Origin of the sequence: Paraglaciecola sp. (assembly GCF_039942875.1) — a bacterium.
Taxonomy (GTDB): Bacteria; Pseudomonadota; Gammaproteobacteria; order Enterobacterales; family Alteromonadaceae; genus Paraglaciecola.
This window is the reverse complement of sequence record NZ_JBDVBQ010000005.1, coordinates 77,175-102,688: the sequence shown is the minus strand read 5'-3', so window position 1 is coordinate 102,688 and position 25,514 is coordinate 77,175. Positions and strand designations below refer to the sequence as shown.

Genomic DNA, 25,514 nt, shown 5'->3' with positions numbered 1-25,514 from the left:
CAATAAGACAAATGCCACAAATCTAATATCACCACTAGAGATAAAATGAAAAAACACATATATGTAGCCTATACAGGCGGAACCATAGGCATGCGCCCTTCACCTCAAGGTTATATCCCTGCAGCTGGCTTTTTATCTGACACCATAAACAATATGCCAGAGTTTCACCGCACTGAAATGCCTAACTTCACTATTCACGAGTATGCGCCACTCATAGATTCATCCGATATGAGCCCCAGTGATTGGCAGCAAATATCTAATGATATATTGCTGAATTACGACAAATACGACGGATTCATTATTCTCCATGGCACCGATACCATGGCTTATACGGCTTCTGCGTTATCATTTATGCTAGAGGACTTAGGCAAGCCGGTGATAGTGACAGGCTCGCAAATTCCACTGGCACAGTTACGTTCTGATGGCCAAGTAAACCTACTAAATGCCCTATACATTGCAGCCAACTACCCGATCCCAGAAGTGACCTTGTTCTTCAATAATCAATTATTTAGAGGCAACCGCAGCCGCAAGGTAGACTCTGACGGTTTTAACGCCTTTGACTCGCCGAACTTACCGCCCTTATTAGAAGCTGGCATCGATATAGAAGTCAAAATAGATAAAAAACAATTGGGTATAGACAGGTGTAAACAACTAAAAGTCAGTAACATCACATCCCAGCCAATAGGCATAGTCACTCTTTACCCCGGCATCAGTGCCGATGTGTTAAAGAACACACTACAACAACCTGTAAAAGCACTAATTTTATTGAGTTTTGGCGTAGGTAATGCGCCTCAGAACCCCACACTTTTGAAACAACTCAAGTGGGCCAACGACCAAGAAGTAATCGTTGTAAACTGCACTCAATGTGTAAGAGGTAAAGTAAATATGTCGGGGTATGCCAACGGCAATATCCTTAAAGAAGTAGGCGTTGTATCGGGCACAGACATGACCCCAGAAGCCGCCCTCGCCAAATTACATTATTTACTCAGTAAAGATATTCCTATCGAAGAGGTTAAACGTTTACTGGTGACAAGTTTGCGTGGAGAGTTGACGATATAGAGATACAGACTTTAAGAATCTTAAGAAAGAAGTGATAACAGAAGTAAATTTCAGGCATAAAAAAAGCAAACTCTAAGGTTTGCTTTTTTCTGGAATTTAATTATTTAATAATTAAAGTACAGTAATGTTCTCAGCTTGAGGACCTTTTTGGCCTTGAGTTACAGTGAACTCAACTTTTTGGCCTTCAGCCAAAGTTTTAAAGCCAGTACCGTTGATAGCACGGAAGTGAGCGAAAACGTCAGGTCCATTTTCTTGTTGAATGAAACCAAAACCTTTAGATTCGTTAAACCATTTTACTGTACCAGTAGTTGTAGACATAGTCTTTCCTATATTTTTCAAGAGTAATTTTGTCTCCTAAGAGACGTTGTTTTTGCTGAAGCTTGTTGCAATTACTTATGAGCTACAAGACGAGGTACTACAATGGAACATCGAAACCATGTACATAAATATTAAACTTACTTTCAAGCAGGCTTAGTATATCTATCACGTTCTACAGGTCAACAACTATCGTCAATGAAACTGGTCTAACAAGGCTTTTATTTCAATAAGTTAGTCACAAAAATGCAACATTGAGGTTGTCAGTGTTTTTTAAATAACAGATGACCAAACGGTCAACTTTTTTATCCGCATTAAGAATTACCCAAGATTTACATACGTTTAGAGGAAATTGGAAGTAAACAACAGGCAGCTACCAATGCAGATATTGCAGCTAAGGTAAATGATAGCTGCGCTCCTGCCCCTTGATTCCAAAGGTTTCCAGAAAAATAACCACCCGCGGCCCCGCCAATCCCAAAGGCAAAGCTAATATAAATTGCCTGCCCTTGGCTTTGATCTTTAAAACCAAAATAATGGTGAATAAAGTGCATTGAAGCGGCATGAGCCAAGCCAAAACTAAAGGCATGTAAGCATTGAGCTGCGACTAAAAAGATAGGACTAGCTGCAACCGTAGCTAATAAGTACCATCGTAAAGAAGTCAAAAGAATACTAACCACTAGCACCCATTTAACCCCAAATCGATTAATTAACGTGCCAGCCTTTAAAAAAATGAGCACTTCAGCAGCCACACCTAAACCAACGAACCAACCCGTAGCTTGTCCACTGTAACCAAGGTCACGCATGTATAATGCGAAAAATCCGTAATAAGGTCCAAAACTTAGCTGCAATAAAATGGCAGACGCAATAAAGGCATAAAACACAGGCTGTCTGATTTTACGCCAGATTGATACTTCATCTTTTTCTGTATTGGCTTCACTCTTTGGCTCTATCAAAAACAGTGTCACCATAAATAATGATGACAACACTACCACTCCAACAAATAGCGGCGCTTCAGATGAAAATATATCTATCATCTTACCTGTGAATACTGTCAGTAATATGTAGCCAATACTGCCCCAAAGCCTAATGTATCCATACCGAACAGGATTCGCTCTGACACAATTAAGGGTAAGTACTTCTACTTGGGGTAAAATCGCCGTCCAGAACATCATCATTAAAGAAAAGCTAATAGTCAGGTACCAAAAGCCATCCACCCAAAACGCTAACGAAAACATACTAAGGGTTAATAATGCGCCTAATTGCAATAACCTTAGTGATTTACCAGTGCTATCAGCAATGGCGGCCCATAGATTTGGCCCCGCTATTCTAGCAAAAGTAATAAGGGCGAAGAGTTCGCCAATTTCTTTAGATGAAAAGCCTCGGCCATCTAAAAACACCCCCAAATAAGGGATAAATACGCCAAATTGGCCAAAATAAAACAGGTAGGTAAAAGCGAGTAGAATTAAATTGCCAGAAGAATAGGCTGAGCGCATCAATGCTTACTCGAATTAGAAAAGGTTAAAAAGACAGGCTAGTCAGCCTGTCCGGGTATATTAGGTGTTTGACTTTGTACACCTGCATTTTGGCCTCTGTGTCGTAGCAAATGATCCATTAATACTAAAGCCATCATGGCTTCGGCGATAGGCACAGCACGGATACCTACACAGGGGTCGTGTCTACCCTTGGTAATGACTTCAGCGGTTTGTCCATTGATGTCTATTGTTTCACCCGGTACTGAAATACTAGAAGTGGGCTTTAAGGCCATTTTCACTAGCAAGTCTTGACCAGTAGAAATGCCGCCTAAGACCCCACCCGAACGGTTTGATTTAAACCCTTCAGGCGTCATTACGTCTCTGTGAGCGCTACCTTTTTGTTCAACAGTGTCAAAGCCATCACCTATTTCAACCCCTTTCACCGCATTAATCCCCATCATGGCATGGGCTAAATCAGCATCTAGTCTGTCAAAAATAGGCTCGCCAAGACCCACTGGCATGTTAGTCGCGACAACTGAAACTTTGGCACCAATTGAGTCTCCTTCTTTTTTCAAATCACGCATGTAAGCGTCAAGTGCGTCTAACTTGCTCTCATCTGGACAAAAGAAGGCATTAGTATTCGTAATGCTGTGGTCAACAGTTTCAACTTTGATAGGCCCTAGTTGCGACAAATAACCATGAATTTCAATACCGTGATGTTCTTTTAAGTATTTTTTAGCTACGCCACCAGCAGCCACTCGAATAGCAGTCTCACGGGCAGAAGAACGCCCACCACCACGGTAATCGCGTAGTCCATACTTTTGTTGGTAGGTATAATCTGCATGACCAGGTCTGAAGGTATCTTTGATCTTAGAATAGTCATTACTACGTTGGTCAGTATTGTTGATTAACAACCCTATACTCGTACCTGTAGTTTTTCCTTCAAACACTCCTGACAAAATTTTCACTTCGTCTTCTTCACGTCTAGCCGTGGTGTAACGAGAGGTGCCGGGTTTACGCCTATCTAAATCGACTTGTAGATCATCTTCAGAAATCTCTAAACCCGGAGGGCAACCATCGATAATCCCACCTATCGCAATACCATGACTTTCGCCAAAGGTGGTCACTGTAAATAATTTACCGAAGGTGTTACCTGCCATAATGTCTGATTCCTATTCTTAAATATTTTGTTTTCAATATACCCCAACTACCTAAAAATGACTGATTTCTAGGATTGGTGTTATAAGTCTATTTTAATGGTCTACCGAGCGCCAGTATTCAACTAATTCATTCTTGCTTATAGCAAAAACTCCATGGCCGCCATTCTCAAACTGAACCCAATGAAGTGGCAGCTCTGGATAACGGGTATACATATGCACTTCGCTATTACCTACTTCAACAAACAACCAACCTTTGTCTGTTAAGTGATTCGGAGCTTGACGTAAAATATGGTCCACTAAGTCCAAACCATCATTACCTGCTGCTAAGGCTAATTCAGGTTCATGATGAAACTCATCAGGTAAGTCTCCCATGTCTTCAGCATCAACATAAGGCGGGTTACTTACAATTAAGTCATACTTTTGCCCTTGTAACGCCCCCATTAAATCTGAGTAAATGGGAAACACCCTATGGCTTAATTCATGCTCATTGATATTAAGCTCAGCAACCTCTAAGGCTTCTGGGCTGATATCCACAGCATCGACTTGGGCTTCTTCAAAGGCATATGCAAGTGCAATAGCAATGCAGCCGCCGCCAGTACACAAGTCTAATATATGTTGTGGCTCTTCATCTGTTAGCCAATCTTCAAATTGATTTTGAATCAGCTCTGCAAAGGGAGAACGAGGAATTAACACCCTCTCATCCACATAAAATGGTAAATTACAAAACCAAGCTTGATTAGTTAAATAAGGCACTGGGATGCGCTCTTCAACCCGACGTTTCACTACTTCAACAATCTTAAGCTTCTCTATTTGTGTCAAACGGCTATGAAACAATTGGTCACCAGTTTGTAATGGCAACTCTTGGGGTAAATGTAAAAGCTGTAAAACTAAGCTTACGGCTTCATCCCAAGGGTTGTCAGTACCATGCCCATAAAATAATCCAGCATGATTAAAACAACTGACAGACCAGCGCACCATATCTAACATAGTGTGTAAATCTTGTACGGTTTGCTCAATACTTTGCTCTGAGAAGGTATTTTGGGTCATAAGTTCGCTTATTAAATCTGTTTCTATCGATATTCTCATATAACAATGTTTGTTATGCTACTTGAAAATTGATACTTATTTTGTAATGAATGAAAAACACGCCATCTCGTAACCAAACTCAAACTGATTTCGAAGAAGAAAACCTTTTTAAAAAAGAGTTCAAAGATATCGCGCCAATAAAGCAGGACAAAATACCGCCTCAACGCTTTTCCAGCAAGCAGAATTGGAATACCAAGCAAAAAAATCAAGCTTCTCAGTCAGAAATGCGTCAAGCCGCGGCGGCTTTTGAGTTTTCTGATGGTTTTGAAGGCCATTTTGAAATTGATCAGCCCATAAAATATATCAAGCCAGGCACCGATAGCCACGAAGTAAAACGCTTACGCCGTGGCGACTACCCACCAGACCTAATATTAGACTTACACGGTTTAAAAAAAGAAGAAGCCAAACACGAAGTGGCAGCCCTTATTCATGCGGCACAAAAGCAACATGTCTATTGTGTCAGTATCATGCATGGCAAAGGTACTTATACTTTAAAAAAAGCGATTCCCAATTGGTTGATACAGCACCCGGCAGTATTAGCTTTTCACCAAGCTCCAAAAGAATGGGGCGGCCAAGCTGCAGTGCTGGTGCTAATTGACTTACCTTTACATCACGCAAAGTACTAGCACGCTAACACCCCTAATCTACTCACGCTAAACTCACCAGCCCAAACTAACTTCCCTATTTGAAGATTCAATATCACCTAACTTTTGGAAGAGATAAGTCAGTCTTAGCCGCCAATTGAGGATGTCTTGTAACTAACTCTTGGTATACCTGTGGTGCAGTGAGTGCTAAAACGGCCATTCTCTGAAGATGAAACTCGTCTATTTCAGGGGAGTACCTCATTAAAACATCAACAATGGGAATAATATTTGTATTAAAATTTTCACGATATCGACTTTCATTTAATGCGGCATGTAGTGGATCTTCACCAAACGAAGTTATCACAAAGGGCGCATTTTCTTCTTGCAAATACATCACTAATTGAAGATCGCCACTGCGAACAGCGTAATATAATAGCGTTTTATTTCTTACGTCCTGTCCTAATAAATCATAGCTAGTTTCGTTTAATTGCTGGATTTTCTGAAGGTTTAAAAGGCGGTAATTTTTCAGGTTTAGATATTCAATTTTATCTACCATCAAATCACTCGCGACCAATCCATCATAAAAACTAATGTTATAGAGGAGAATTTGAATTAACACCCAATTTTTATTGGCGTCTGTTAAGTCTAAACTTAAAAAGTAATCAATAACTTGGGGGAGCTTTCCAGCATTTAGTGGTCGAAAAACATTATCAGGCACATCTACATACATTTGCTTGCGCACATACCTATCATTTTTTATTCTATAAAAATCAACCAAATACGGATCTATATCTGACAGCAGAGATTCTATTTCTGCTGAGGAATACACATTGCTTTCTCCCAGTTTATCAATAATTTCTTGGGGTTGTCTGGGTTTCCATTTTTTGGCAATCGTTTTTTGAATAAGGTCACATGCAGCTAAATAAGGATTGATATCCCTCAACTCAAACTGTTCAAGAACGTACGTCTGACGCTCATCTTTAAGAGCAATCAGTAATTCATTACCTTCATTTAAATATAGTGGGGATTCCGTTTCAATACTTGTTAAATCTAGGCCATATTCATTCATAATATGCTCTATTTTCGCTCTATCAAACTCATAATAACGACGAGGAAAATCCCCTTCTACTTTGAGATAAGTTTTTGTCTTAAACCTAGCTTTGGCACCTTTGTTTTTCAATAATTTGATAATTTTCACCGAGTCAGCTATCTCTTCTGGTGCAGTTCTGCTCCTTAGTCTAGCCAGAGCCCACTCCATCGATGAACCTAAATATTTATCTGATGTCGGCATTAATCCTATATTCAGTAAATGCTCAACCACAGGTAATCGATTGGCATTAATGGCATAGTCAAGTAAAGAAACCGCTTCTAATCTGTCATATCCGACAATCCCCTTTGGATTACTTGTTGCGTCAATTAACGCCATGATGTCTACATCTAGTACATCTTTTTGATTAGTAAAGTAAGCCACGTCATCAATACTGGGTGGCGAGGTAGCTAAGACGAGTTGCTTTTCTTGGCGAGATAAAGTTCCGTAATTCTTAAAATTTGAGGCCGGTATTTTTCTTGATATATGAAAGACTTTACTTTCAACAACTTCAGGAAAGTAGTTTTTTAACTCCTCATTAAGAACTCTATTTTTAGTAACTAATTCTGAATTAGTGCGTAATTGTTTGACTCTAAAGCTTGCAGCAAAATTAGAGTTCAAAAAGTACTCTACTGCTAAGGTAATATCATCTATTGAATACCCCCGCGATAAATAGTTGCCCCAAGTTTCGTGTTCACTCCTTGCCCAACTATAATCATATTGCCGTTTACGTTTAGTAAAGCGGTTGCAATCACTTAAGTTAGTAGAATACGGATTGTCAGCTTTAGTAACATTTGGGTATACCACCACTTGAGTATTGCCAACTTCGTTTGAGGCAACTAACTCAGATATGGCATCTTCGATTTGATTTTCATCTTCATTTATTACAAATCTAAGTACACACCCAATTGCGACACCAACTAAGATTAAAAATACGATTAACTTACTGCGGGTAAACATGACTTACAATCCATTTATCTCTATTCCTTGGGCTATTATCCACTAAAACAATTAAATAGAATGACATATTTTTAATAATAAAGTTAATAAGGCAATGACCAGTTAAATAAGGACCTCTCGCTTTTCTTTGGTAAAAATTAAACAAATATGCATTTAAATTACTTTATAAAGACAGCTATTTCTCGGTTTATATAATTGGGTAATTCATGTTGTAGCCAATGACTAGCCTCGGGAAAACGCACTACTTTTACATCGGGTACATACTCTTCGATCCCATCAAGATTTTGCCTAACAAATGCTTGGTCTTGTTCACCCCACAAAATTAAGGTGGGACAAGTAATACGGATAATAGGAATTTTCATATTAGTAGGCGCAACTACTGGGCCATCACTTGCCTGCTTTGCACTCTTAGATGGTGCGAGTTGTGGCATGGCACGATAGTATTGCAACATGCCTTCTACCGCTCCCTCTTGCGCCCATGCTGTTTGATATTTAAGGCGCTGGTCCTCCGTTAAGGTCCCGGCTTTCATTCCTGTGAAAATTTCATTTTTGAGATATTCAAAGTGTCTTTCTGAGAGTTTTTCAACAGCATTGGCTGCAATTAATTCATGAATATATTCACTTTTTTGCCTTTGCTCTGGGTTATTGATCATTTCTCGCGTAAAGGTACTGGGGTGTGCTGCATTTAAAATAACTAAGCGCTCAATCAATTGAGGAAAAAACGCAGTTAACGGCCATGCAATTGCCCCGCCCCAATCATGAGCGACCAAGACTACCTTTTTATTTTTAGAAATTTGCTGAATAAATTTAGCTAAAAATTGGATAAGATTAGGGACTTCATAAAAAGATTGGTCTTGTGGTTTGTCGCTCAAATTATACCCAGGTAAATCAGGCGCTATAACTCGATACTTTTCACTAAAATAGTCCAACTGAGCATGCCATGTTTCCCAGTATTCGGGGAACCCATGTAAAAACACCATAGTTTTGATAGTTGCATCAGAGTTTTCTTGCTCTGGCCCACCTTCAACATAGTGAATATTGGTTTGGTCTACTTTAATAAATCGATGCTTCATACATTTTACCTAATCATTTCAATCAAATAAAAAAGCGAACCGAAGTTCGCTTTTTAGTCCCCTGCTTAGCTTCTTGTTGGCTTTGACCAATCTTTTGCTATTTAGACAATATTAAATTGTTCTTCTTCCATACTCATTAAGTTACTTGCGCCAGAGTCCATAGATAAAGAGAGTGAACGAGTCCGAACTAACAAGCGGTCAAAATAAAACTTAGCGGTGTGAAGCTTAGCTTTATAGAATTCCACGTCGTCCGTACCGTCATCAATTTTTTGCTGAGCCACTACGGCCATTTTCAACCAGAAATACCCCACTACTACATAACCAGAGTACATTAGGTAATCCACGGATGCAGCGCCTAGTTCTTCTGGGTTTGATGCGGCACGCTGCATGATTTCTTCAGTTTTTTGATGCCACTCGTGAACATGTTTATCTAAGCTATTTGACCATTCATTGAATTGGCTTTTGCCACGAATACTTAAACAATACTCTTTCACCTCATCGGTAAATACACTTAATAACTTACCCCTTGAGCCTGCTACTTTACGGGCTAATAAATCTAGCGCCTGGATACCTGTGGTGCCTTCGTACATAGTACAAATACGGGTATCACGTGCTAATTGTTCCATGCCCCACTCTGCTATAAAGCCGTGACCACCAAAAACCTGCATACCATAACTTGTGACTTCTTGAGCTGTTTCAGTTAAAAATGCTTTCACAATAGGAGTCAAAAATGCCAATTTAGCTTCAGCAAGCTCCTTGGCGTCTTCATTTTGACTGGCGTGGGTAACATCAACTAATTGCATGGCGTATACAGCTAAGGCTCGATTGCCTTCGGCAAAGGCTTTTTGTGTCAGTAACATACGTCGTACATCAGGATGGTTAATAATAGGATCAGCAGGGCCACTTGGATTTTTAACACCGCTCATTGACCTAAACTGTAAACGGTCTTTAGCATAAGCTAAGGCACCTTGAAAAGCCGCATCAGAAGCAGCTAAACCTTCAAGACCAGTGCCAATTCGGGCGCTATTCATAAAGGTGAACATACAATTTAAACCACGGTTTTCAGTTCCAACTAGATAACCTTTTGCTCCATCAAAATTAATGACACAACTTGCAGAGGCTTTGATACCCATTTTGTGTTCGATAGAACCACATGACACTTGATTACGCTCTAGTTTTTCACCATCTGGACCAGCATGAAACTTAGGTACAACAAACAGAGAAATGCCTTTAGTACCACTTGGTGCATCGGGTAAACGTGCAATAACAATATGTACAATATTTTCAGACATATCGTGCTCACCGGCAGAGATAAAGATTTTAGTCCCTGTCAAGCTGTAACTGCCGTCATCATTTGGCACAGCTTTACATTTAAGCATGCCTAAGTCAGAACCACAGTGAGGCTCAGTTAAGCACATAGTTCCAGTCCATGTACCCGCCACTAGGTTGTTCAAGAACATTTTTTGTTGTTCAGGGGTGCCCCATTCTTTGAGGGTTTCCATACACCCCTGACTCAAGCCCGGGTACATAGCCCAAGAGTGATTAGCCGCAGAAAACCACTCTGCAATTATACTACCTAAAGAGTATGGAAGGTTTTGACCACCAAACTCTTCTGGATGGGTCATACCCGTCCATCCGCCTTCAACATACTTTTGATAGGCTTCTTTAAAACCTGTTGGGGTGGTGACGACGCCGTCATCCCATTTACAGCCTTCTTGATCACCAATGGCATTGATTGGTGCTAATTCATTTTCTGCAAATTTTGCTGCTTCAGAAAAAATAGCTTCAACCATGTCGGGAGATGCATCTTCAAACCCTAGGTCTGCATAATGCTTTTCATAACCTAACAGTTCATTCATCACAAACAATGCTTCTTTTTGTGGGGCTTTATAATCTTGCATAACTTACCTCTAAAATAAATTGACTCAACTGGCTCTCATTACCAACTCACTGAAAGCCACTAAAATGGGTTTAGTAAACTTCAAATAAACCAGCCGCACCCATACCGCCGCCAATACACATAGTGCAAACTACATACTTAGCACCACGGCGTTTTCCCTCGATTAAGGCGTGACCTACCATGCGGGCACCACTCATGCCGTATGGGTGACCAACAGAAATTGCGCCGCCATTAACATTTAAAATATCGTCATTAATGCCTAGCTTGTCGCGGCAATATAGAACTTGCACAGCAAAGGCTTCGTTTAATTCCCATAAACCAATATCGTTCATGGTAAGGCCGTGTTGCTTGAGTAGTTTTGGAATTGCGAAGACAGGGCCAATTCCCATTTCATCTGGTTCGCAACCTGCTACTGCTATGCCTCGATAAGCACCAAGAGGATTGAGGTTTTGTTGCTCTGCTAACTTGCTGCTCATGATGACACTGGCTGATGCACCATCAGATAACTGGCTGGCATTACCCGCGGTAATAACCCCACCTTCTATAACTGGTTTTAGATTTTGTAAACCTTCTAAGGTAGTGTCCGCGCGGTTCCCTTCATCTTTACTTAAGGTGACTTCTTGGAAGCTTTCTACTTTAGTTTCACGATCAACAAGCACTTTAGTTGCAGTTACTGGCACGATTTCATCATCGAACTTGCCTGCAGCCTGTGCAGCAGCGGTGCGCATTTGACTGCGATAAGCATATTCGTCTTGTACATCACGATTAATGCCGTAACGGGCAGCCACAACTTCAGCGGTTTGTAGCATAGGCATATAAATATTTTTATGCATTTTAGCTAAAGCCGGATCAACCATACGATGAGTGTTCATTGATTTGTTTTGTACTAAGCTAATTGAATCTAGACCGCCGGCTACCATTACGGGTACATTGTCAGTTATCACATGTTTAGCAGCCGTCGCGATAGCGTACATTCCTGAACTACATTGACGGTCTAGCGTCATACCAGAGACTGATACAGGTAAGCCACCTGCTAAACCAGCTAAACGGCCTATGTTCATGCCACCACTCCCCTGAGTGAGTGCGCTCCCCATAATGACGTCGTCAACACTTGCTGGATCAATTCCCGACTTTTTAACGGCTTCTCGAATTGCATGGCCACCTAAGCTTGGTGCTTCTAAGTTATTAAATGCACCTTTATAGGCACGGCCAATAGGGGTTCTTGCTGTTGATACAATGACTGCTTCTTTCATAATCTTCTCTTTAATAGGTTACATAATTCGTTTATTTGATAGTGAAACTGAGCCGTTATAGGTCAGAAAATCGCTTGCCTTGCTCGGCTAATTTTTTCAGTAATGGCGCTGGCTCAAACCAATTTTTTCCATGCTCGCCTAGTTCATCTCGATATTTACACATGGCGTCATAGACGGTTTTCAAACCAATTTCATCGGCATACTGCATGGGGCCACCTCGATATACTGGGAAGCCATAGCCATATACATAAATAACATCGATATCACTTGATTTAGCGGCAATGCCCTCTTCTAAAATCAAAGCGCCTTCGTTGATCATTGGGAAAATAATGCGTTCGATAATCTCTTGGTCAGAGATATCACGTTGCGCAACGCCTAAATCAGCTGCAGTTTGCTTAGCTAAGTCCATTACACTGGGATCAGGAATAGGTTTGCGATTACCTGCTTCGTATAAATACACCCCTTTTCCTGCTTTTAAACCGACTCGGCCTTGCTCAACTAACTTGTCAGCTAAAATACAATAGGTTGGGTCGTGCTTGATAAACTCACGACGAGACTCACGTACAAAAGCACCGATATCTTGTCCTGCCATATCTCCCATGGTGAAAGGTCCCATAGGTAAACCAAAGTCATAGATAACTTTATCGACGTTTTCTGGAGTGGCTCCTTCTAGCATCATACGGTTAGCTTCACGACCGTAGGTTTCAATCATTCTGTTACCCACAAATCCGAAACAAACGCCGACTAACACAGCGACCTTATTAATTTTCTTGGCCATTTTCATTGAAGTTTTAATCACTTCAGGTGAGGTTTTGCTGGTCTTAACCACTTCTAGCAGCTTCATAACATTAGCAGGGCTAAAGAAATGTAAACCAATTACATCTTCAGGGCGTTTAGTTGCCTTTGCTATTTCATCAATATCTAAAGTAGAAGTATTAGAGGCTAAAATTGCCCCTGGCTTGCATACTGCATCTAAAGATTTAAATACTTCTTGTTTCACAGACATTTTTTCAAACACAGCTTCAATGACTAAATCAACATCTCCCAAATCAGCATAAGCGGTCGACCCACTCAGCAAAGCCATTCTTTGTTCTACTTGTTCTTGGGTTAACTTCCCTTTTTTAGCTGAGTTCTCATAATTTTTACGGATAAGCGCCAGGCCTTTATCTAAAGCCTCTTGCTGAAGTTCAAGTATGATGACTGGAATACCAGCATTAGCAAAGTTCATCGCTATGCCTCCACCCATGGTCCCCGCACCAATAATACCGACTTTTTGAATATCTCTGACAGGGGTGGTTTTATCAAAGTCTTTTACATGAGACGCAGAGCGCTCAGCAAAAAAGAAATGTTGCTGAGCTCTTGCTTCTTTAGAACCCATACACTCCATAAATAACTCACCTTCACGTTTTAACCCCTCATCAAACGGTAAAGCCACTGACGCCTCAACGGCTTGTATACAACGCTCTGGAGCAAAGAAGCCTCGAGCTTTAACAGCTAAACCTTTGCGGTATTGTTCAAATAGCTCTTTCGGGGCAGAGCTTGCGTCAACTTGCACATCACAGGTTTTACGAACTTGACCGCCTTTAGCGACAACCTCTTCACAAAAACCTATGGCGCGAGTTAATAAAGTTTCTGGAGCGTCAACCACAAGATCAAATACACCAGTTAACTTATTAGCCGCCACAGGACGCCCCGAAACAATCATATCTAGTGCTTGCTGAACACCCGCCAATCTAGGAAGACGTTGAGTGCCCCCAGCGCCAGGTAAAATCCCTAAATTGACCTCAGGTAACCCGACTTTGTTACTTGCGAAAGTAACCCGATAATGACACGCCAGCGCAACTTCAAGCCCACCACCAAAAGCGGGGCCATTTAAAACAGCTACCACTGGTTTAGACGAGTGTTCGATAGCATCTAATACTACTGGCAAATTAGGCTCTAAATCACCACCAGAAAATTCGCTAATATCGGCCCCTCCAGAAAACAAATTCTGCTTTGATGAAATAACAATAATATCAACCGAGTCATCTGCCATCGCCTTATTAAGGTTTTCAAGTAAACCTACTCTGACAGATTTTGATAAAGCATTAACGGGAGGATTTTGCATCCATAAGGTGGCCACTTTTTTTGAAGCAGGTGTGTCAATTACTTCGTAGGCTACAGCTTGTAAGTCATTTTGATTCATAAAAGTTCTTTACCAGTAGAGAGTGATGGCAGAATACTAGGCCACCTAAATCAATCATTCTAATTTATTGATTTTATACAACAGAATAACCTGAAGTTATTACACTATATTTACAATTGTCTTTTCGAAAACACCATATATTCACTGAATCAATAGCATTTCATCACTTTGCACTAGTTGACTTTATAGCTTGCTTTTGATTTTCTATCGCAACAATATTTTTACAACTCATTCACACAACGGAGTTGAAAGTGCAATTTAAAACTACGCCAGACAAAAGTTTTAACAAGATAAGTGATTATCAATATCAAGCTAACTACTTGAGTGTTGAGGATACTGAAAGCGGTTTTTTAAACCTTCACTATGTTGACGAAGGCCCTAAAAATGGTGAGATAGTCTTGATGCTACACGGGGAGCCTAGCTGGAGTTATTTATATCGAAAAATGATAGGACCTCTAGTTTGTAAAGGCTATAGAGTGATTGCCCCAGATTTGATTGGATTTGGGAAATCAGATAAACCCACTAAAAGAGAAGACTACACCTACCAACGTCACCTTGACTGGGTTCGTCAAGTATTGGTGCAGCTAGACCTTAATAACATCACCTTGGTCTGCCAAGATTGGGGAGGGTTATTGGGATTACGTTTAGTGGCTGAGCACCCGAAATTATTCGCTAGAGTCTTAGCTGCAAATACTATGCTACCAACAGGCGACCACCCGCCCAGTGAAGCGTTTTTAAGCTGGCAAAAATTTTCACAAGAAGTAGATATCTTCCCAGTTTCGGGGATCATTAAAGGGGCCACAGTCAATGAGTTAAGCGAGGATGTGCTAGCAGCATATGATGCTCCTTTTCCTGACGAATCATATAAAGCAGGCGTTAGGCAGTTTCCATTATTAGTACCGACGAGTCCCGATGATCCCCAAAGCGCCAATAACCGCTTAGCATGGCAAAGTTTACAAGCATTCAACAATCCTTTTTTAACCGCCTTTAGTGACACTGATCCTGTTACAGCAGGTGGAGACAAAATCATTCAGAAACTCATTCCAGGTTGTGCCGGACAAAACCACACCACGATTAAAAACGGTGGTCATTTTTTACAAGAAGACCAAGGAGAAACACTCGCCAAAGTACTTTTAGAATTCATGTCTTCTAACCCAATAACTCAGTAGTAACAGGACCATAAAAATGGATGCATTATTAGATTTCAGTGGCAAAGTAGCCACAATTACCGGAGCCGGAAGTGGCTTTGGGCGCTTATTAACACAGGGCTTAGCAAGTAGAGGTTGTAAATTGGTAATAAGTGATATTAACCAACAAAGCCTAGATGAAACACTCGCTTTGGTACAAAACAAAGACAATGTAATCACTATGCTTTGCGATGTCGCTAAAGAACGAGAATGTAAAGCTATGGTAGATACTGCAATCGACAAATTTGGTCGACTGGATATTGGTGTGAATAACGCCGGTATTGCACACGAAATGACACCTTTACATTTACTGTCAGAAGACACCATGGATAGCCAATTTAACGTCAATGTGAAAGGCGTTCTTTACGGCATGAAATACCAAATTGCTGCCATGCTCCCCCAAGGTGAAGGCCACATTTTAAACTTAAGTTCGATGGCTGGCATAGGGGGAGCGCCTAAAGGTGGAGCCTACGCCGCAGCCAAACATGCAGTTGCAGGACTAACCCGTACTGCAGCAGTTGAGTACGCCCGAAAAGGCATTCGTTGCAACGCCATCTGCCCATTCTACAGCCCAACTGCAATCTTAGGTGATTTAGCATCTGCAGAAGGACAGGCACAACTCGCCCGGGGAACACCTATTAAACGCCTTGCCGATCCACAAGAAATAGTTAATGCCATGTTGTTGGTGCTATCACCGGGCAACTCTTACATGACAGGACAAACGATTGCGATTGATGGTGGTGTGTCTGCTTGGTAGACACGCAAACTAAACAAAATATAAAGAACAAAGAATTCAAATTATTTACAAGGAGCCCTTATGCAAGCCTTAATGATGAACTCCCAGCTGATGATATCTTCTATCCTCAGACATGCAGACAGAAACTTTCCTGATACAGAAATAGTATCAGTCACCGCAGATAACCCTAGGCATAGACATACCTACAAAGACTTTGCGAACCGTAGCCGCCAACTGGCCAATGCATTAGTCAAATTAGGTGCAAAGTTTGGGGACCGTATTGGTACTCTAGCATGGAACGATTACCGCCATTTAGAGCTGTACTACGCAGTCTCTGGTAGTGGCATGGTATGCCATACCATCAATCCTAAGCTATTTCCTGAGCAAGTGAATTATATTATCAATCACGCTGAAGACCGCTTCATATTTGTTGATTTACTAGTTGTACCTTTACTTGAAGCATTGCAGGCCCACTTACCTAAGGTGGAGGGATATATAGTTTTAACCGATGAAGCTCACATGCCAGACACGTCACTGAAAAATGTGATGTGTTACGAAACATTATTAGGTGAAGAATCTTCTGAATTTGAATGGCCTGAGTTCGATGAAAATACAGCCAGTGCCATGTGTTACACCTCAGGTACCACAGGTAACCCCAAAGGAGTGGTTTATAGTCATCGCTCAACACTCTTACACGCATGGGGAGGCAGCATGCCCGATGTAGTCGCAGCATCTTATAAAGAAACCACGCTTCCTATTGTACCTATGTTTCATGTTAATGCTTGGGGGGCACCTTACGCATCTCTGATGGCAGGCTCAAAAATGGTGATGCCTGGACCCAAGATGGCCGATGGCGAAGCCCTCCAGCATTTAATTGAATCAGAACAGGTCACCTTTAGCTCTGGCGTTCCGACAATTTGGTTAGGATTACTTGATTATCTTCAAAAAACAGGAAAAACCATTCCCTCATTAAAGCGTGTTAGCGTAGGCGGAGCTGCCTGCCCTCGTACCGTTATTGAACGCTTCAAACATGCCCATGACGTTGAAGTCATTCAAGGCTGGGGGATGACAGAAACCAGCCCACTCGGCTCCATATTTTGTCGAAAATCAGGCATGGAAGACCTATCAGAAGAAGAAATTATCGACATTCAGTGTATGCAGGGCAGAGGCGTATTTGGACTTGAGATGCGTATAGTAGACGAGAACAACAACGAACTCCCATGGGATGGCGTGGCCTTTGGTGCACTTAAAGTAAGAGGGCCATGGGTATCTAGTGGCTATTATGGCATGTCCCAAGAGCCTGGAAGTCAAGGTTGCCCTGTAGATGAAAAGGGATGGTTTGATACTGGAGATGTGGCCACGATTAACCCACAAGGTTATATGCAAATCACTGATCGTACCAAAGATGTCATAAAATCAGGGGGTGAATGGGTCAGCTCAATTGAAATTGAGAATGCAGCGGTCAGCCATCCTGCCATTGCAGAAGCCGCTGCTATTGGCCGCTATCATCCAAAATGGACCGAACGCCCTTTGTTAATTGCAGTGAAAAAAGCAGGCGAACAAGTAACGACCGAAGAAGTAAAAAGCTTTTTAAAAGATAAATTACATAAATGGTCTATGCCTGATGACGTGGTATTTATGGATGAACTTCCGCATACCGCTACCGGCAAGCTAAACAAACTTTCTTTGCGTAAAACCTTAGAAGGATATGAGTTTCCTAATTAAGAAACAATAAAGTTTAAGGGGAACGTTTTGGGCACTTAGGTGCCTTTTTTTTGCTTTTGATTTTTTACCCAATCTACAACACACTTTTTTACGTTTTTATATTTGCAATTTATAACGATTTATCTAAGGTGCGGCGACTGATTTAAATCAGCACTTACTACAAAAATATATTCAGGGAAATATTATGATACGTAAACCCTTTGGTTTATGGCTTTTACTGCTGGCTACCACAGCCGTTAATGCCTTTGCACAAGATACACAATACAGATTATCTAAGTATATCAACCCAAGCTTTCAGCAAATCACGTTGAAAATCGATCCAGACCAAGAAACATTTAGTGGTGAAACCACCATTACCATAGATGTCATCAGGCAAACTGACACCATTGGCTTTTATCAAAAAGATCTAAATATTCAAAAGGCTGAGTTGATTGGTAAAGATGCGCGGATCCCATTGAACGTCTCGTCACATGAGTATGATATACAGCAAGGTAAAGCACAGCGCACTATCCCAGCCAACCGCTACAAATTACATATAGTATTCAGCGGTTCCGTTAATAACACATCAGATGGTTTATATTTATCAAAATTTGAAGGGTTAAATTACATTTTCACCCAATTTGAAGACATGTACGCCAGACAAGCTTTTCCTAGTTTTGATGAACCAGGATTTAAAATTCCTTACCAAATGACCATCATATCACCAGAAAAACATACGGTGTTATCTAACACTCCTGTCCAAACTCGTCAGGTAAAGGATGGTTGGCAAACTGTAGCGTTTAAAAAAACCAAACCTATGCCGACTTATTTAATCGCGCTGGCTGTGGGTGAGCTCGACTCATATGATATTCCAAACCTTCACGTGCCAGGCAAAATCTACACCCCTAAAGGTCAAGCATCACGCACTAAATTTGCAGCAAAACACACTGCAAGGATTTTGGCGAACCTAGAAAACTATTTTGGGTTTCCTTATCCCTATGAAAAACTTGATTTTGTAGCGGTTCCCAATTTTACGTATGGAGCGATGGAAAACGTAGGCCTAGTGACCTACCGCAGTAGTCTTTTGCTACTAGAAGATGAACCTCGTGTTGCTGAGCAGCGCAGTACCCTTAATGTTATTGCCCACGAGCTTGCCCATATGTGGTACGGCAACCTAGTAACTATGGCTTGGTGGAACGATCTTTGGTTAAACGAAGCGTTTGCATCCTGGATGGCCAGTAAAGTGATGATGGATTTGTACCCAGAGCAAAACTTTAAAGGTAGCTTAGTACAAGAACGAGCATTTGGAGCAGACTCTAGCCCTACGGTAAAACCTGTAAAAAAAGTGGTTAAAAGTCAAAGCGATGTTATGGATGGTCTCGGGCTAAACTACAGTAAGGGTGAGTCTATTCTGCAACTAATTGAATCTATGGTGGGCCAAGAGTCGTTCCAGAAGGGCGTACAAACTTACATGAAAAACAACAAATGGCGCAATGCTGAAGCTGGAGACCTCTGGGAAGTTTTATCTAAGGTAGCTGACTTCGATGTGCCTGCTATGATGAAAACCTACCTTGAGCAACCTAGCTACCCCTTAGTTTCGTTTTCAACTAACGGCGAGATTAGTCAGAGCCGTTATCACCTATCAGGAGCAGAGGTAAAAGAGCAAACTTGGATTGTTCCTCTGTCTATTAGCTACAAGAAAAACGGTAAAATCGCTCGTACAAACTTATTTTTAGACTTAGCTAAAACCAAAGTTAACGAATTGTCAGAAGCCGATTGGATTTTCCCGAATGACAACGCCATGGGATACATGCGCTGGAAGGTATCACCACAACAACTTAATGCTTTGTTAGAAGATATATCAGCACTGAACGCTAGAGAAAAGAAATCACTTCTGTATAACACAGAAGCTTTATTCGCCGCAGGTGAAGCGGACTTAACCCAGGTGATGGCTGTACTTAATACATTAATTGCCGATGAAGATCCTATGATTGGCAGCGCGGTTGTCTCAACGTTAAATCAATTCTTATACTTAGTAGACAAGAACAATGAAGATTTATTTGCAAAGTTTGTCACTGAACAGCTTACTCCTTGGTTCGAACGTCTAGGCACAAATGACCAACCTCAAGACTCTACTGACACAACTCGTTTACGTGGTGCTGTATACGGAGTGCTAAGCCGATATTCAGATACTCAAAGCATGGTCGCAATAAACAAAACATTAGCAGAAGAATACATGTCAGACCCTACAAGTGTGCCAAGAAATATCGCCACTAAGGCACTTGCCGCTATGGCTAGGCATAGTCAAGATGACTGGTTTCAAAAGATGAAAGATCTGTATATCAACAATACCGACGCATTAGTCAGAGGTACCTTAGCCAATGCAATGATCTTTAGCGATGATGAACATATCAAAAGAACATTAGACTTTGCTCTCTCTGAATATGTAACACCAGCGAATACCATTACAGTTGTCAGCCGCGCTATCAGCGACTTAGAAAACAAAAATATGTTTTATCAGTGGTTGGGCAAACACTTTAATGCCCTAACCCAAAAAATGCCAGCCTATCATGTCGCGCATTTTCCGGAATACTTATCAACGAGTTGCAACAAAAAAGATATTGAGGCGGCAAAACATTTTTATGCCGACAAAAAAGACCACTTTGAGGGAATGGCAAGAAGTTACGAGATTACCTTATCTAAGTCGAGTCAATGTGTGGCTTTAAAAGAAGCGAACCAAGATAGCTTTAATAAGTATTTACGTGAGGCTGTTGCTCACTAAACTGAGCCAACTCTCTCCTTTAAAAAACTGGTAACTATTTACCAGTTTTTTTTTGATCTAAATCACGCTATCGTGCTTCGTAAATGTCTAAACCTTTGGAAATAAAGTGAAAACTATAGGCTTAATTGGTGGCATGAGTTGGGAGTCAACAGCGAGTTATTATCAACAGCTTAACCAAACAATAAAACAGCGTTTGGGTGGATTACACTCAGCTAAAGTAATTCTAGTCAGTGTAGATTTCGCTGAAATTGAATCTCTGCAACACAAGGGTGATTGGCAAAAAACGGCAGAAATACTAGCTGATGCTGCTCGCTCATTACAGGCTGCAGGAGCAGACTTTTTCCTTATTTGTACCAATACAATGCACAAAGTTGCCGACTATGTAACCACATCAGTCAGTATCCCTTTGTTACATATTGCAGATGCAACAGGTGAACAACTCACAACAGACAAAATAACCACAATAGGCTTGTTGGGTACAAAATTCACTATGGAACAAGACTTTTACAAGCAGCGTATTATCAAACATTATGGCATAGATGTAATTGTGCCGTCAGATGAAGAGCAGAATGTCATTCACTCCATAATTTATAAAGAGTTATGCCTAGGAAAGGTGTCAAAGTCTTCGCGAATAGCTTACCTCGACATCATTGAAAACCTAGTTAAAAAAGGAGCCCAGGGCGTCATTCTAGGCTGCACAGAAATTGGATTATTGATTGAAAAACACCATACTCATACCCCCCTTTACGATACTACAAGTATTCATACATTGGCGGCAGTGAAAGAAGCCTTAAAATAAAAAATATAATTTTTCATATTTATCATGCACTTAAACATAAATTTAATTTTTTTTCACTTTATATACATTGAAAAAAATCAGCTTATCTACATATCTATTATGTCGACGCCGCAAGGGTTGACACAAAAACACAAGAGGTGTTTTTGCAGTACCAGACTTAACATTAAGTAGGTACTCCCATAGTGGGAAGGTGACATGGAAAGCTATACCAATAAGCCGCCGATTTTTCGGGGCACTTAACTTTTTTATATTGCTTAATTTATGAGGATATACTTATGCGTAACATCGATCTATCTCCACTTTACCGTTCATTCATTGGTTTTGACCACTTAGCATCTATGATTGATACGGCTTCAAGAAACGAAAAACAATCATCTTACCCTCCTTACAATATTGAATTATTAGCTGAGGATAAATACCGTATCACTATGGCTATAGCAGGTTTTGCCAAAGATGAAGTAAGTATTGAAGTTCAAGAGAATACCTTACAAGTCATTGGTACTAAAGCGCCTAAAGAAGGTGTCAACAACACCAAACCAGAAGAACGGAAATTTTTACACAAAGGCATATCAGAGCGAAGCTTTGAACGTAAATTCCAGTTAGGAGATCACGTTAAAGTACTTGCTGCTGACTTAGAGCATGGCCTATTACATGTAGATTTAGAACGAGTCGTTCCTGAATCGAAGAAGCCAAGAAAAATAGAGATTGGTAGTAAGCTTATCGAAAATAACGAATAAGCCTCTCCCCTTCCCGATTTTGTGTGTAAACCAATACGGCGCCTAGTGAGCGCCGTTTTTTATTGAGTTTAAAAGCAACCCAATATCAAATAATGTCAGAGCTTAACTTAGCCAGCAGGCTACTTATATAAAATAAGTATGTTTAAAATAGATAAGATCACTAACGATAAAAAGGTCATCAACATACCAGACACTCTTTGCCAACTGGGTCCGGTGTGACGCCTTAGTCCAAAAGAGTGAATGACACGGCCAAAAAAAAGTGCGCTACCAGCACAATGTAACAAAATGCTATTACTACCATTCACTTCTGCTACAAAAAGTAAAATAAGTACAATTGGTGTATATTCTGTAAAATTACCATGGGCGCGAACAACTTGTTGAAAGTGAAAATCCCCGCCATCTCCTAATGGGATCTGCTTTTTAAATCGCCCTCTTACTACTAAAGCTGATAAATAAAGTAAATATATTCCTAATAATCCTGCATAAAAAGCGGTAATAGGTGTATGCATTTATTCTCTCCAAAACATAAAAAAGCCCACAAAATGTGGGCTGTTATATAATAATTTGTTCGCTGTGGCTTAGCCTAGTAAAGTGGCTAGCTTGGCGCTGACGTTTTCAACTGGCGCGGTACCATCTAATTTATGATATGCACAGTTACCAGAATTCGCTTCAGAGGTGTAATAGTCTACTAAAGGCTTAGTTTGTTCATGATATATACCAAGACGCTTACGGACGGTTTCTTCTTGATCATCTGGGCGAATAGCTAAATCTTCACCAGTTTCGTCATCTTTACCTTCAACCTTAGGAGGATTATATACAAGATGATATACACGACCAGAACCAGAATGAACTCTACGGCCACTCATGCGCTCCACAATGACTTCATCATCCACATCAAACTCAATCACATGATCAACTTTGATACCCGCTTCTTTCATGGCATCAGCTTGGGGAATAGTACGAGGAAAACCATCTAACAAAAATCCATTTTCACAGTCAACTTGAGCAATACGTTCTTTTACCAAGCCTATAATAAGTTCGTCAGAAACGAGCTTACCTTCGTCCATAACTTTCTTTGCAGCCAAGCCAAGCTCTGTACCTGCTTTAATCGCAGCCCTTAACATGTCTCCAGTAGAGATTTGTGGAATGCCAAATTTGCCCATCAAAAATTGGGCTTGAGTACCCTTACCTGCACCAGGAGCACCAAGAAGAATAATGCGCATGCTGTGTCCTCTGAATAATATTTGTGTTTAAAAAAAGTAAAGCAGGAACTTTACACATACAACTTTAATGTTACAACAATAATACACGTTATATATAAGACAAAGGTCGTAATATATATACTTTTAAGCTTTTAAAACAAAAACGAGCCCTTAGGCTCGTTTTTACAATATTAAACTCGCCTTTTTAAGGCTTATTTAGCTAAGCTTGCTAGTAGCTTGTTCAAGTTTTGCACAAAGCTAGCAGGGTCTTTTAAACTTCCCTGTTCAGACAAAGCAGCTTGGTCGAAAAGTACACCAGTCCATTGTGAAAACTGTTCTTCATCTTGCACGTCAGCTAATAATTTAACTAACTGATGCTCTGGGTTCATCTCAAAATGATACTGAGCTTCAGGTACAGGCTGACCTGCAGCTTGCATTAGTTTAATCATCTGTGTCGTCATGCCTTGCTCATCAGCAACAATACATGCTGGGGAGTTAGTTAAACGATGTGTAAACTTAACTTCTTTTACTTTATCGCCTAACACAGCTTTAACACGGTCAATTAGCCCTTCAACTTCTTTTTCGGCCTCTTCTAACGCTTTTTTACTGTCTTCGTCTTCTAAGTCACCTAAGTCTAATGCTCCATGAGTAATAGACTGAAATGATTTCTCATCAAACTCAGTTAAATGAGACATTAACCACTCATCAACGCGGTCAGCCATTAACAACACTTCGATTCCTTTCTTACGGAAGATTTCTAAGTGCGGGCTAGACTTAGCAGCTTGGTAGTTATCTGCTGTAATATAGTAAATTTTCTCTTGTTTTTCTTGCATACGACTAATGTAGTCAGCAAGAGAAACCGTCTGTGCTTCAGAGTCTGTGTGAGTTGAAGCAAAACGCATTAAACCAGCAATTTTTTCTTTGTTTGCATGATCTTCAGCCGGCCCTTCTTTCAAGGCATTACCAAACTCAGCCCAAAACGCTTGATATTTTTCTGGATCTTTCTTAGCTATTTTCTCAAGCATTTGTAATACGCGCTTAGTACAACCTTGGCGCATTGCTTGAGTAACTTTGTTGTCCTGTAAGATTTCTCGAGATACATTTAATGGTAAATCGTTTGAGTCGAGTAAACCTTTAACGAAACGCAGATAAGTCGGTAACATCTGCTCGGCTTCGTCCATGATAAATACACGTTGTACATATAACTTAAGTCCGTGTTTTTGATCACGATTCCACATATCGAAAGGGGCTTTAGATGGAATATACAATAAGCTAGTGTATTCGGTTTTGCCTTCAACCTTATTGTGAGACCAGGTCAAAGGATCACTAAAGTCATGAGAAATATGTTTGTAGAATTCTTTATACTCTTCATCACTTACGTCTGATTTATCACGTGTCCATAAAGCAGTCGCTTTATTTACAGCTTCCCAATATGCAGGAACGGCTGGGATTTTTTCACCCTCTTCGCCATCAGGACCTTTTGGACCTTCGCTTTCTGGCACTTCTTCTTTAAACATTTTAACCGGAATACTGATGTGGTCAGAATATTTACTAACAATTGAACGTAATTTCCAATCGTCTAAGAATTCTTTTTCGTCTTCTTTTAGGTGCAAAGTAATTTCTGTACCACGATCTACTTTTTCAATATCGGAAATAGTAAATTCACCTTCACCAGCAGATTCCCACTGCACCCCATTAGTGGCGTCATCACCGGCCGCACGAGTACGTACCGTTACGTTATCAGCTACGATAAAAGCAGAATAAAAACCTACTCCAAATTGACCAATTAACTGAGAATCTTTAGCTTCATCACCAGATAACTTACCAAAAAATTCTTTCGTACCTGACTTAGCAATAGTACCTAAATGTTCAATAACATCGGCTTTGTTCATACCTATGCCATTGTCGGCAATGGTTATTGTACCTGCATCTTTATCAATGCTTAACTTAACGTGTAAATCACCGTCGCCTTCGTATAGGCTATCATTTGATAGAGCTTTAAAGCGTAACTTATCCGCCGCATCTGCAGCGTTTGATACAAGTTCACGAAGGAATATTTCTTTATTTGAATAAAGCGAATGGATCATCAATTGAAGTAATTGTTTTACTTCGGTTTGAAATCCATGAGTTTCTTGCTGGGCTGCTTCAGCCATAACCAAGTATCTCCTAATTTGTGGTTGCTAAAATGACGGTTAATGAGATGAGGCCGGTTAATTTGTTTTCAAGGAAAAAA

The 25,514-nt window shown here is 40.6% G+C and carries 20 protein-coding genes; 8 read left to right on the top strand and 12 right to left on the bottom strand.

The window, feature by feature from the left end:
- The first annotated feature begins 45 nt into the window (after positions 1-45).
- Positions 46-1,059, top strand: coding sequence for an asparaginase (gene ansA, locus ABJE44_RS01620; RefSeq protein WP_348112226.1), 1,014 nt, complete (start codon positions 46-48; stop codon positions 1,057-1,059).
- A 111-nt stretch (positions 1,060-1,170) separates the two neighbouring features.
- On the opposite strand, the gene ABJE44_RS01615 is transcribed toward ansA, so the two are convergent.
- The 4 genes from ABJE44_RS01615 to prmB all read right to left on the bottom strand — a co-directional run bounded on the left by ABJE44_RS01615 (position 1,171) and on the right by prmB (position 5,053).
- Positions 1,171-1,377, bottom strand: a complete 207-nt coding sequence (locus ABJE44_RS01615; protein WP_133470935.1) for a cold-shock protein — start codon at positions 1,375-1,377, stop codon at positions 1,171-1,173.
- Positions 1,378-1,706: 329 nt separating this feature from the next.
- Positions 1,707-2,867 (bottom strand): MFS transporter, encoded by a 1,161-nt coding sequence (locus ABJE44_RS01610; RefSeq protein ID WP_348112225.1) that lies wholly within the window; start codon positions 2,865-2,867, stop codon positions 1,707-1,709.
- 38 nt (positions 2,868-2,905) lie between these two features.
- Positions 2,906-4,006, bottom strand: a complete 1,101-nt coding sequence (aroC, locus tag ABJE44_RS01605) for a chorismate synthase (RefSeq protein ID WP_348112224.1) — start codon at positions 4,004-4,006, stop codon at positions 2,906-2,908.
- A 93-nt stretch (positions 4,007-4,099) separates the two neighbouring features.
- Complete coding sequence (gene prmB / locus ABJE44_RS01600) at positions 4,100-5,053, bottom strand: 50S ribosomal protein L3 N(5)-glutamine methyltransferase (protein ID WP_348112223.1); 954 nt, start codon at positions 5,051-5,053, stop codon at positions 4,100-4,102.
- Positions 5,054-5,142: 89 nt separating this feature from the next.
- On the opposite strand from prmB, the gene smrB reads away from it, so the two are divergent.
- Entirely contained in the window at positions 5,143-5,718 is a 576-nt protein-coding gene (gene smrB, locus ABJE44_RS01595; protein WP_348112222.1) for an endonuclease SmrB, read from the top strand.
- A gap of 73 nt (positions 5,719-5,791) precedes the next feature.
- Here the strand turns inward: smrB and ABJE44_RS01590 are convergent, their stop codons facing one another.
- The 5 genes from ABJE44_RS01590 to ABJE44_RS01570 form a co-directional block, all read right to left on the bottom strand.
- Positions 5,792-7,723, bottom strand: coding sequence for a hypothetical protein (locus tag ABJE44_RS01590; protein WP_348112221.1), 1,932 nt, complete (start codon positions 7,721-7,723; stop codon positions 5,792-5,794).
- Positions 7,724-7,881: 158 nt separating this feature from the next.
- Entirely contained in the window at positions 7,882-8,796 is a 915-nt protein-coding gene (locus tag ABJE44_RS01585; RefSeq protein ID WP_348112220.1) for an alpha/beta hydrolase, read from the bottom strand.
- A 101-nt stretch (positions 8,797-8,897) separates the two neighbouring features.
- Complete coding sequence (locus tag ABJE44_RS01580) at positions 8,898-10,697, bottom strand: acyl-CoA dehydrogenase C-terminal domain-containing protein (RefSeq protein ID WP_348112219.1); 1,800 nt, start codon at positions 10,695-10,697, stop codon at positions 8,898-8,900.
- 70 nt (positions 10,698-10,767) lie between these two features.
- Positions 10,768-11,949 (bottom strand): acetyl-CoA C-acyltransferase, encoded by a 1,182-nt coding sequence (locus ABJE44_RS01575; protein WP_348112218.1) that lies wholly within the window; start codon positions 11,947-11,949, stop codon positions 10,768-10,770.
- 55 nt (positions 11,950-12,004) lie between these two features.
- On the bottom strand, positions 12,005-14,134 hold the full coding sequence (locus ABJE44_RS01570; RefSeq protein WP_348112217.1) for a 3-hydroxyacyl-CoA dehydrogenase NAD-binding domain-containing protein: 2,130 nt from the start codon (positions 14,132-14,134) through the stop codon (positions 12,005-12,007).
- A 251-nt stretch (positions 14,135-14,385) separates the two neighbouring features.
- Between ABJE44_RS01570 and ABJE44_RS01565 the strand changes: the two genes are divergently transcribed.
- The 6 genes from ABJE44_RS01565 to ABJE44_RS01540 all read left to right on the top strand — a co-directional run bounded on the left by ABJE44_RS01565 (position 14,386) and on the right by ABJE44_RS01540 (position 22,079).
- Positions 14,386-15,303 carry a haloalkane dehalogenase gene (locus tag ABJE44_RS01565; protein ID WP_348112216.1) on the top strand — a complete coding sequence of 306 codons (918 nt, stop codon included), beginning with the start codon at positions 14,386-14,388 and terminating at the stop codon, positions 15,301-15,303.
- A gap of 16 nt (positions 15,304-15,319) precedes the next feature.
- A complete protein-coding gene (locus ABJE44_RS01560) occupies positions 15,320-16,078 on the top strand; it encodes a glucose 1-dehydrogenase (protein WP_348112215.1) in 759 nt (252 codons plus the stop codon).
- Positions 16,079-16,138: 60 nt separating this feature from the next.
- A complete protein-coding gene (locus tag ABJE44_RS01555; protein WP_348112214.1) occupies positions 16,139-17,782 on the top strand; it encodes a long-chain-fatty-acid--CoA ligase in 1,644 nt (547 codons plus the stop codon).
- A 184-nt stretch (positions 17,783-17,966) separates the two neighbouring features.
- Positions 17,967-20,543 (top strand): M1 family metallopeptidase, encoded by a 2,577-nt coding sequence (locus ABJE44_RS01550; RefSeq protein WP_348112213.1) that lies wholly within the window; start codon positions 17,967-17,969, stop codon positions 20,541-20,543.
- A gap of 106 nt (positions 20,544-20,649) precedes the next feature.
- Positions 20,650-21,342, top strand: a complete 693-nt coding sequence (locus tag ABJE44_RS01545; RefSeq protein WP_348112212.1) for an aspartate/glutamate racemase family protein — start codon at positions 20,650-20,652, stop codon at positions 21,340-21,342.
- 275 nt (positions 21,343-21,617) lie between these two features.
- Positions 21,618-22,079, top strand: coding sequence for an Hsp20 family protein (locus tag ABJE44_RS01540; protein WP_348112211.1), 462 nt, complete (start codon positions 21,618-21,620; stop codon positions 22,077-22,079).
- A 119-nt stretch (positions 22,080-22,198) separates the two neighbouring features.
- On the opposite strand, the gene ABJE44_RS01535 is transcribed toward ABJE44_RS01540, so the two are convergent.
- The 3 genes from ABJE44_RS01535 to htpG all read right to left on the bottom strand — a co-directional run bounded on the left by ABJE44_RS01535 (position 22,199) and on the right by htpG (position 25,434).
- Positions 22,199-22,588: an MAPEG family protein gene (locus ABJE44_RS01535; protein WP_348112210.1), complete on the bottom strand. Its 390-nt coding sequence runs from the start codon at positions 22,586-22,588 to the stop codon at positions 22,199-22,201.
- Positions 22,589-22,657: 69 nt separating this feature from the next.
- A complete protein-coding gene (adk, locus tag ABJE44_RS01530; protein WP_348112209.1) occupies positions 22,658-23,302 on the bottom strand; it encodes an adenylate kinase in 645 nt (214 codons plus the stop codon).
- Between the two features lie 191 nt (positions 23,303-23,493).
- Positions 23,494-25,434, bottom strand: coding sequence for a molecular chaperone HtpG (htpG, locus tag ABJE44_RS01525; RefSeq protein ID WP_348112208.1), 1,941 nt, complete (start codon positions 25,432-25,434; stop codon positions 23,494-23,496).
- Positions 25,435-25,514 lie beyond the last annotated feature (80 nt).